7 protein-coding genes and 1 tRNA gene are annotated in these 10,591 nt (G+C 39.1%); 3 read left to right on the top strand and 5 right to left on the bottom strand.

The genetic code is table 11. The annotated features are described in order from the left end of the window. Positions 1-122: 122 nt before the first annotated feature. Positions 123-1,355 carry a hypothetical protein gene (locus tag QNI15_RS37250; RefSeq protein ID WP_314037119.1) on the bottom strand — a complete coding sequence of 411 codons (1,233 nt, stop codon included), beginning with the start codon at positions 1,353-1,355 and terminating at the stop codon, positions 123-125. A gap of 300 nt (positions 1,356-1,655) precedes the next feature. Between QNI15_RS37250 and QNI15_RS37245 the strand changes: the two genes are divergently transcribed. Beyond that, a complete protein-coding gene (locus tag QNI15_RS37245; protein WP_314037117.1) occupies positions 1,656-2,105 on the top strand; it encodes a hypothetical protein in 450 nt (149 codons plus the stop codon). A 151-nt stretch (positions 2,106-2,256) separates the two neighbouring features. On the opposite strand, the gene QNI15_RS37240 is transcribed toward QNI15_RS37245, so the two are convergent. The 4 genes from QNI15_RS37240 to QNI15_RS37225 all read right to left on the bottom strand — a co-directional run bounded on the left by QNI15_RS37240 (position 2,257) and on the right by QNI15_RS37225 (position 4,616). Next, positions 2,257-2,598: a hypothetical protein gene (locus tag QNI15_RS37240; RefSeq protein ID WP_314037115.1), complete on the bottom strand. Its 342-nt coding sequence runs from the start codon at positions 2,596-2,598 to the stop codon at positions 2,257-2,259. A 209-nt stretch (positions 2,599-2,807) separates the two neighbouring features. Beyond that, a tRNA-Ser gene (locus QNI15_RS37235) sits at positions 2,808-2,895 on the bottom strand. A 186-nt stretch (positions 2,896-3,081) separates the two neighbouring features. Next, positions 3,082-4,044 carry a YihY/virulence factor BrkB family protein gene (locus tag QNI15_RS37230; protein ID WP_314037113.1) on the bottom strand — a complete coding sequence of 321 codons (963 nt, stop codon included), beginning with the start codon at positions 4,042-4,044 and terminating at the stop codon, positions 3,082-3,084. Between the two features lie 164 nt (positions 4,045-4,208). Further along, the gene (locus tag QNI15_RS37225; RefSeq protein WP_314037111.1) at positions 4,209-4,616 is read right to left on the bottom strand and encodes an acyl-CoA thioesterase; all 408 of its coding nucleotides are present in this window, start codon (positions 4,614-4,616) and stop codon (positions 4,209-4,211) included. Between the two features lie 1,033 nt (positions 4,617-5,649). Between QNI15_RS37225 and QNI15_RS37220 the strand changes: the two genes are divergently transcribed. After that, positions 5,650-8,664, top strand: a complete 3,015-nt coding sequence (locus QNI15_RS37220; RefSeq protein WP_314037109.1) for a SusC/RagA family TonB-linked outer membrane protein — start codon at positions 5,650-5,652, stop codon at positions 8,662-8,664. A gap of 43 nt (positions 8,665-8,707) precedes the next feature. After that, a complete protein-coding gene (locus QNI15_RS37215; protein WP_314037107.1) occupies positions 8,708-10,453 on the top strand; it encodes a RagB/SusD family nutrient uptake outer membrane protein in 1,746 nt (581 codons plus the stop codon). The last annotated feature ends 138 nt before the right edge of the window (positions 10,454-10,591 follow it).

Genomic DNA, 10,591 nt, shown 5'->3' with positions numbered 1-10,591 from the left:
CATTACTTTAAAGGCTCTGTCATAGAGTTTTCGTGTGCTACTCATCTTGCTTACAGATTAAGTTCAACTATATAATAAAGATAGCAATTGATCTTAACTTGATGTCCACTTAAAGATAGCAACTACAAAATAGGTTTTTCATAGTCCCCGGAGTTCATGCTGAAATGAATCTTCCCATATTCAATTAGTTTCTCTGATATATTCTCCTCATAATAAGAATCCTTCAGATTCTGTTGTAATTCCGGGGTCATTTCCTCCAGCTTAATCAGGCCTATATTTTCCTTTATATATACCTGATCATTCATATACAAAGCCTCTGCATTGGAACACCGAACTACATACCCCATACGCGTCGGTATTTGATCAACACCTAAAGTAGAGGGTCTGATCTCGTGGGTGTATAATCTATTTGTAGAAAGTGGAATTATAAACACTGAATTTGGATATAACGTAACACTGAATTCTTTTTCCAGTGTATCATCCGAGACTGAGCTTTTTAATTTGAAGTGTAGCCTTGTTAACGCACTTGTCTGTTTATAACACAAATCATATCTGTCTGTAGTTGAACGTTTCAAGTGTTCGCTGGTAAGGTTATCATAGAAAGTGCAGAAGGCAATAAGTCCGTCTTTCGGCATATCCTTGGTTTTATCAGAATGTGCTTTAATTTTTGATTTAACCTCCTTTTCGGTATCAATCGTTTTCTTCTTATTTTCATAAATCTGTACTAATACATGGTTCAGTTCAGTTTCCTGCTCAAAAACATACTTGACAGAATCATTTAACAGATTGATGATTTTATGGTCAGTAGTACGGAAGTTATCAGTAGGCCCGGTCAAATTACTGGAACATCTTAAAAGCCGGTAATGCAGGATGGCACTTCCCTCTTTACTTTCTTCTTTTGTGATTTTGGTCAAATAAATTCCTTTTCGTAGAGCCTTAGATTGCTTATTTGACTCGGTTAATTCCTGAAACACATGTTCCGATTTGATCTTACTAAAATAATCATCGTCTGCAAACAGGTTTCTAAAATAGACACCCGCATTGCTAACGATGATGGGAACCTCACCAAGTGTTATGATCCAGACATTTTCATTTGTCTGATTTTCGTAATGAACAGACAGTTCTTTGATAATATATAAAGGGGTCTTCTTTTCAGTAAGCTTTTGTATATCACCGCATACATAAAGGCGTATATCGTTTCTTTCGACCAGATCGTCCGAAAAACTGTTTACCACTTTTCCACAAAAGGTATTGATCAAAGACTGAAGCTCAGAATTTGTATCCTGGTCATTCTGTAAAACAAGAAGGATATTTTTGTCTTTGGAAATTTTATTTTCGATTTGTGATGTAGCCATTTTTGGTAAAGTTTATATGTCTTTAAAAGTGAGGTTCGCACTTTTGTTTGAAGGGATTAGTCTCATTCCTAAAAAGACATTTTAGTGCTTAGTAGCAAAGCAAATAAAAAGGAGTGAGATTTAGTAATGAATCCTGTGCATGACATTACATGATATATACCTTTAGGATTCTCTATTATTTCGTTGCCTTTTGCTAGATTTTGTAGTTGTAGTAGCTTCATTTCAATAAAATATACCTCAAATTAGGTATTGATTTTTATCTTGTATTGATATTGCTTTCAGTCCTAAAATTGGAAGCATATGTCAAATAATTTCGACTCCTTAAAAGAGCAAATCAAAGAAAGTATTCAAGAACATAAGTATCATCAAAGCTTGGATGCATATACATATAATACTTCAGTTCTAGTTGCAATTACAGCAACAACAGTTGCAACACTTTTACCACCAACAATAGATTATATATGGTTTGTAAAAATACTTTCTGGTATTGCAGCTTTATTAATAGCTTTAGATAGATCGCTAAACTGGGGAGCTAGATGGCTTTACCATAGAACAATGCGACATGAATATTTAATAATAGAAGCAAAAATATCTTTCTATGAGAATATTACTCAAGATTTATCCTCAGAAGAAAAACATAAGTATTATCTGGAAATATACAATGATCTATATACTCTAAGAAGGCGTGAAGCCTATGTGCCAGGAGTTAAAGAGATTGAGTTGCCTAGTATACAAAAGGACAAAAAATAAAAGAAATACCCATTTATGTGTAAAAATTCAATAAGATATATAGAGGTAAGATGTGATAAAAATTATCTCTTTATTTAAAAAAGTTTAACAACATATGGTGTTGATATGAAACCAGGAAAAATATGTTATAGCATTTTTTCAGTTCTTTTACTCAGTTAACCATCACATAAAGAAATCCTACAGCTATTACACCAGCAAATGCCATAATAATCCCCATCAATAGATTGGCATATCCAATATCCTTTTTCTGGTAATCATTGGTTTTAAATACCATTACTACTCCTCTGACTGTAAAAAATAAACCAACACATGCGGAAGGAATCAAACTCATCAAAGAGATTGCAAAAAAGAACATCTTTGTCAAACCAAAGATATTAGCATCAATCAGATATAGGACAAATAAAACTACAGGTGCCAAGTAACTATACATTGCCCATTGATACTGTTTGGTTATTCTCTGTCTTGCAATCTGACTGCTCTTTACCTGATCCATTGTTGGTTATCTACGCTTATACTTGATTTCAATACCCTGAATGTTGAAGCTATGTATATAATGCACTCTTCACTTACTGAAAATGAATAGTCCATCTGCGTTTATATGCACCCTAAAAGTACATGTTTGGGCACAAAAAAACAGGAGATAAACATATATGCTTATCTCCTGTTTTTTATGTCTTGTAACAAACTGGTATCAGTAGTTAGTGGCGGAGAGAGAGGGATTCGAACCCCCGGAACCTCGCAGTTCAACGGTTTTCAAGACCGCCGCAATCGACCACTCTGCCATCTCTCCACCACAAAAGTACAAACACAATCCATTTCCGGCAAACTTTTCTAAAAAAAAATAATCTCACTACATACATACAACTGGTAATGAGATTATTATAACGAAAAATTTTTTATTATTTACCTACTACAACAGGAAAAGTAACCATTTTACTATTGCAATGCTTGCTTATATATGATCAAAAAAAGTGAATTATGTACTCTGCGTCTTGCGTTCTCTCCGTTTTATTTTAGCATGAATATCTCGTTGCACTTCGTCTATACAAGCATTGATCTCAAAGCCCAGTAGAATAATGAATGACAGCAGGAAGAACCATAACATCAAACCAATAAGTGTTCCGATAGAACCATAGAGACGGTTGTACGAAGCAAAATTGCTGATATAATAGGAGAAGAAGTGCGTGACCAGAATACACAAAACAGCCGCTGTAACGGAGCCAGTAGAAAAGAAACGCCAGCGTTTGTGAATGGCAGGTCCCCAATAATAAATAATAGAAATAGCCACAAAGAACAGCGCAAACGTAACTCCATATTGCAAGCCGGAAATAAGAAACAGGGATACATCGTCATTGAGCAGTCCCCAGGCATCATGATTGACCAACCATTTTAATACTACGTTCCCAATAATAACTACCACCACAGCCATGACCAATGCAAATACCAGAAGTCCCGTTAGCCCCGTAGCAATCAAACGTGTTTTTAAGAAACTTCGCCGGTCAATAGTTCTATAGGCTCTGTTAAAGGCACCCATCAGTGACATCATACCATTGGTTGCAGCGTAAAAAGCCAGGACAAAACCCAAAGACAGCAATCCGCTGCGTGGACGGCTCACAATATCAATAATAGTGGCAGAAAGCTCTTTGTATACACTGGCAGGTAGCACCTGTCCCATCAATTCCAGGATCTGCGTATCCAGATGTTCTACAGGAATGTAAGGTATGAGTGTAAACAAAAAGATAATAGATGGGAAAACGGATAAGGTAAAGCTGAATGCAACGGCATTTGCACTAGGCCCTAAATCGTCCTTGTCAATCTCTTCTATCAGCTTTTTCAGTACTAACCAGAGAGGAGTTTGTCCATCCCGCAAATGAATCCGTGACAACCTCTGCTTTATTGGGACAAGCTTCCGAAATAAACGTCTTTTATACTTATTCACCTTTTTACAACAACTACCAGATGTAAAACAACAATTATAGATTCTCTATCTTTGACCTCACCTAACTCCCATACTATTTTATATTGATCCGATCTTAAAAATAGCAGGTTTTCCCAATAAAAGGGAGACAATGTGAGGTATTCGTATAAATTACATAGAAATGTTTACTGAAGATAGGGCTTCAACTTTTGTACCAGATCTGCGGGAGCTTTGGTGATTTTATTCGAGTGTTTGTCTATAAACACCAGTGTAGTTTCTCCGGTATTTAGTAAGGTCCCTTCTTCATTGTAAATCTCATAACTGAATAACATCCGTACAGTGGGCATTGTTTTGATCAGCACTTTTACTGTTAACAGATCATCATATTTGGCAGGTTGATGGTAACGGGAGCTGTGCTCATACACTGGCAGCATTACGCCTGAATCTTCCAGCTTTTTATAACTAAAGCCCAGGCTACGCAGCGATTCTACCCGTCCTATTTCGTAATAACGGGCATAATTGCCATAGTAAACATATCCCATCTGGTCTGTATCTGCATAACAAACGCGTATTCTTTCTTCGTGTATATACATAGTTTTGGGTTAATACAACTATTGTCTGGTGTTCGTCAGACAGGTTTATATAATGAGTGGGCAAACTAAAAGGTTTTCCAAGGAAAAAGCAAAAGAGAGGAATGTAGCAGAGAAGAGATGCTGATCCATTTTTTGATAGTACAAATAGTTATACACAGCAAACCATTTGGCCTGAACAATATGCATAAAAACTTGTACAGTGAATTCCGCTCAAAAAGAATTCTTGTAGTGAATTCAATGCATCGGCAAATTTGTAGTGAACTCTAGGCAGATTATTTTTGATCAGAAGAGTAACAATTATTTTCTCATCTTACTACATGCATAGAAGAAACTGTAAATCTCATCTGAGCATAATTCAGTTTAACGCCTCGTTCAGCAGAAATCAACAAAAAAACTATAGAAAGCTATATTCATACTATAAAAAGAAAAAGCCAGAATACATGACGAACAATAAAATTCTATATTTTCTTTCTTTTATCTAAAAATTATATTACTATCCTTCGTTTTTTTATTACATTAGCATTTAGAGTTAGTTCATAGGCAGGAATTGGTTATAATCAATTGGTGATTGCTTTTTCCATTGACAGCACATCATTTGACAGCACGTCCTCTGGTTCAAATTTACCACAACGGATCAGGGTTTGATTAAGGTATGATCAGATAACACGCTTTGAATGGACTTGTTTCCCATTTAAAAGATTTTTGTTTTTGCCCTTTTTCGTTTTTTTATTAAGATATAGACTCATCCTGGGACGAGATACGTGTAATTTATAGTAGAGCTGCAAATACAAAAATTTGCAAAGTAGAGAATTAACTTTCAAAATAACTAATGAAGAAAAGTTAATAATACGCTAACGTCGGGCTCATATCTCCCTTGTCTATAACTCGTTTCTTTGCACGTTATTGCAGTTTTTGCTCCAATTTGTTTTATCCTCTTTGGCCGTAAAGCTGCACCTTATTGTCAAACCATTTTATCTTTCTTAACCGTAGTATGCCTACAATTACTCACGTTTTCAAATTCCGGCTGCAACACATGATCTGTCTATGGCTGCTTGGAGTTATTGTCTGCTGCAGCATGCCTGTTGCATTTGCCCAAAGCCAAAAGACCGTAACGGGTACCGTATTTGATGCATCCAAAGAACCCTTACCAGGAGTAGCCGTTACCATCAAGGGGAAAACCATTGGTACACTGACCGATAATTTCGGAAAGTACAGTATCGTGGTTGGCGGGCCTGATGACGTATTATTATTTTCTCTGATTGGAATGATGCCCGAATCGGTAGTGGTGGGCAATCAGACACAGGTTACTATAACCATGACACAAGATGTACGTACCCTCAACGAAATAGTAGTGGTAGGGTATGGTACACAAAAAAAATCTGATATAACCGGTGCCATCAGTTCTGTTAAGAGTGAAGACTTTAACCGTGGGGTTGTCACCAATCCGGGACAACTTTTGCAGGGAAAAATTTCAGGTGTTAATATAACCAATTCCAGTGGTGAGCCTGGTGCTGCCCAAAATGTCATTATTCGTGGTATTGGTAGTTTGCGTTCAGGAACACAGCCCCTGTATGTAGTTGATGGCTTTTTGATTGACAATGCCTCTCAGGGCTTTGAGACCAACCCGCTAAACTTTCTTAACCCCAATGATATCGAAAGCATGGACGTGCTGAAGGATGCCAGTGCTACGGCCGTATACGGAGCCAGAGCAGCCAATGGGGTGGTGGTTATTACGACCAAGAAAGGCAAAGCCGGAAAAACGGAAATGAGCTTTTCAGCCTCAACAGCATGGTCTTCATTGTCCAGAAAAATAGGGGTGTTCAGCGCCGACGAGTTTCGTAAACAAGTAGTAGCCAATAAGGGTAATCTGGTCGACGGAAAGGGGAATACCGATTGGCAAGACGAATTGACTCAAACCGGCCTGTCCAAACAAATCGATTTGTCTATCGGTGGCGGGTCTAGTGATAAGTTTTTCTACTATGCATCCGGAGGTTATCAGGATCAGGAAGGCATTCTGAAGAAGAGCAATCTGAAACGGTATTCCGGCAAGCTGAATATGAATCAGAAGGCAATCAATGGCAAGCTGAACATTGACTATAACCTGACCGCATCCCGTACTGAAAATTTGCGTCCCAATATCAGCTCCACCATCACGGATATGATTAGTTTGAATCCTACGATTCCAGCTTATACCGATGGTCAACCTACTTTGCTGCCTACCAATAACCTGAATCCATTAAAACGGTACGACATTTACAGTGACAAGGCTGTTAATAATCGTATCCTGGCTAGCATTTCACCTTCTGTAGAAATCGTAAAAGGTCTGGTGTATAAGCTGAACCTTGGTGTTGATTATTCCGGTACTACTCGTGACCAACAGTACAAGCCGTTCCCATCGGTTGTGAATGAGTCTAATGTGTCAAACGGATCATTGACTACTAGCATTAGTGCAAATACGAATAAGCTTGTAGAGAATACCCTTAACTACAACTGGAGTAAAGACAATCATAACCTTATTGTATTGGCAGGGCACTCCTATCAAAGCTTCCTGGAGGAAATTAGAAAATTTACATACAATGGATTTGTTAATAATAACATCGACCCAGTATACCAGGACCACACCAGCCCTGCGCCATCTTCTAGTACAGGTCTATTACCAACAACAGTAGATGCAGTAGCTACAAAGAACGAACTACAGTCGTTCTTCGGAAGAGTAAACTATACATTCAAAGATAAATATCTGTTTACAGCCACCCTGCGTGCGGATGGATCTTCCAAGTTTGGAGCCAATAACAAGTATGGGTATTTCCCTTCGGTTGCCGCAGGATGGAATATCAGCAATGAGGCCTTCATGACCAACTCGTTTTTCAGCAATCTGAAGTTACGGGCAAGCTGGGGACAAACAGGTAATCAGGAAATTCCTTCCAAGATTACGAAAACCAGCTACTCAGAAGATCGGTTGACAACAGGCAATCAAAGTTATAATACATATCCCATCGACCCTACTACTACTACCATTAACGGTTATCCATACGGAGTGGCATATACACGTATCGCAAACCCGAATCTGAAATGGGAGGTATCTACCCAAGTCAATGTAGGTATCGATTTCGCGTTCTTTGATAATCGCCTGACAGGTACATTGGATTATTTCAACAAACAATCTTCAAACATCCTTCTGGAAGTGACCCCAATCGATCCGGTGCAGCCTACCTCTTTCTATTGGACTAACATCCTGGGTATGAAGATCCAGAACAATGGTCTTGAGTTTGCGCTGGATTACAATGGTAAAATTAATAACGATTTCTCGTATAACATCGGTGGTAACGTTACCTACATTCAAAATAAGGTAAAAAGATCGCCTTATAGTGTGTTAACTACTGGCGCAGCTCAAGGTTCGGGACAAACCGGTGCCACCATCAATGGTTATATTACCAATGAGCCAATAGGTGCATTCTATATGTATGAGTTTGAGGGAATTGGAGAAGATGGCCGCAACAAATTTAAAGATAACAATGGCGATGGTGCAATATTAGACAATGACCGCCGTGTGGTGGGTAGTGCGATCCCTAAATTTATCTACGCCTATCACATAAACCTTAGATACAAAGGCTTTGACTTGGGTCTCAACTTTAATGGTGTAGCCGGAAACAAAGTCTACAATCACACGGCTATGAGTCTGTTTACCAAAGCACAATTGACCAAATCCAATAACACAACAGATTTTGCGACTCAGTATCCTACTGAAGTTACGTCAAACGCTAACGCTGTATCTACCCGGTACCTGGAGAATGGTTCTTTCCTGAGACTAAACAATGCCACACTGGGCTATTCACTGGCTCCTGAAAAAATCGGATTGGCTAATGTTGTTCGTAACATCCGTCTGGCAGTGACTGGTCAAAACCTGTTTGTAGCCACTAAATATTCAGGATTTGATCCTGAGATCAATACAGGGTCAACGATAGGTGGAGTGCAAACTTTTGGTATAGACTATTTTACCTATCCTAAAGCAAGAACATTCCTGATCAGCTTGAATGCAACATTCTAAGCAACAAACCATTCTCTTACTATCATAAAAAAATAAACCTCAAATGAAAAATATAGAATTGAATAGAATACTGCTGGTGGCTGTATTTTTACTCACATTTTTCGGTTGTACCTCTTTAGATGAAGAAATTCTGGACGAGTCTCTGACTGGCTCCGGTCAGGCAGAAGTAGTGAGCGGGTCGATAGCCCCTGCCTATGGTATGCTCCGTCAGGTATGGCTACATACCAATAACTTCGGTCTACAGGAGATTGCTTCTGACGAAGCTATTCTGCCTTATCGGGGTGGTACCGACTGGTATGATGGAGGCAAGTACATTGCGGTTCATCAACATTTAATGACTCCCAGCAATGCGTTGGTAGGAGATACCTGGACTGCTATCACCCTGTGTCTGTTCAGAACGGTAATTGCCCAGGAAAAACTAAAGGTAGAAGCTGACAAAGGTAATACAGCAGCAGCAGGTGCACTGAATGAAATGATTGCCATGAATGCCTATCTTAACATGATGGCACTCGACAACTGGGGTCTTATTTTCAAAAAAGAACGTTCAGACGCTATGTCCGAAATCCTAAGAGGACAAGCAGCCATTGACTACCTAGAAAGCCAACTTCTATCAGTTGTAGATGTGATTGGTACTAACAACGGACCAGGTCGATTTACGAAAGATGCTGTGCGTGCGTTGCTGGCTCGCCTCTACTTAAATGCTGCTGTGTATCGTGATCCCTATGGCACACCTAACTTTAAGAAGGAGGACATGGACAAAGTGATACAATATACAAGCAGTATTATTTCAGGTGCTCACACATTGTCTCCTGAATACTTTGCGCTGTTTAACGATAATAACAATAGCAACTCCGAACTGATCTTTTCACTTGACCAAAAAGGCTTATTGCAAACAGAACATCAGCGTTGGGCGTATTGGTCTATCTCCGGTGACCAGGTTCCAAGACCAGAATTCCCAAATACCCGAGGCACCGATGCCGCAGCAGCTACCCCTGACTTTATTCAGACCTGGGCTGATGCGTATGGCAGTATAGAGCAAGCGGAGGCAGATGCCCGTTTTTATCAGAAGAATACGATTGTGCCAGAGAATCTGAAAGATCTTACCGGAGTAAATCCAACAAATGACACTGAACATTACTATTGTGTGAAAGCTACCGATTTTGAAATCGACAGAGGATTTATTCGTGGTATTATATGGGGGCCCAGAAAGGATGCGAAAGGCAATATCATAACTTGCTCCGATGGAACAGTGAGAATATATCCTGTTATTAACAAGCGGACAAGTGGAGCAAACCTCCGGTATGTTGACCATACGCTTCAGGTGGATTTTACCACAGAGGGAAGTTTGCATAACACCGGTTACCGATTTTCGAAATACCAGTTCAGCCATACAGCCAATGACTGTTGTTCCTTTAGCAGCGTTGATCTGGTTATGATCCGTCTGGGAGAAATTTATCTGATGAGTGCCGAAGCCAAACTGAGAAATGGCGACAATGCCGGAGCACTGGAAGATATCAATACGTTACGTACTTCCAGAAATGCCCGTCCTGCACAAACTCCGAAAGCATTGACATCTATTGACCTGGATATATTATTCCGTGAAAGCGGATTTGAACTGTATTGGGAAGGACTGAGAAGAAACTATCAGATACGGTTTGGCAAATACGAAGGAACCTGGACAGGTAAGGATGACAAAGATGTACACAAAAGATTGTTTCCAATCCCTCAGAAAGCAATCGATGGTGCCTCCAATTTAGAAGGATATATGGTACAAAATCAGGGATATTAATCCAAAATAGACTCAAAAAAGAAACCGGCAAAAAACAGATTTTCTTGTCGGTTTCTTTTTTATAAGACCACAAATAGATTACAAATAAGGCAGCCTATTGGATAAGAAGTAGAGAGCTATACTCAAAGCAAGGAAAGT

Source organism: Xanthocytophaga flava, from assembly GCF_030068545.1.
Classification (GTDB): domain Bacteria; phylum Bacteroidota; class Bacteroidia; order Cytophagales; family 172606-1; genus Xanthocytophaga; species Xanthocytophaga flava.
This window is presented reverse-complemented; position numbering and strand designations above follow the sequence as displayed.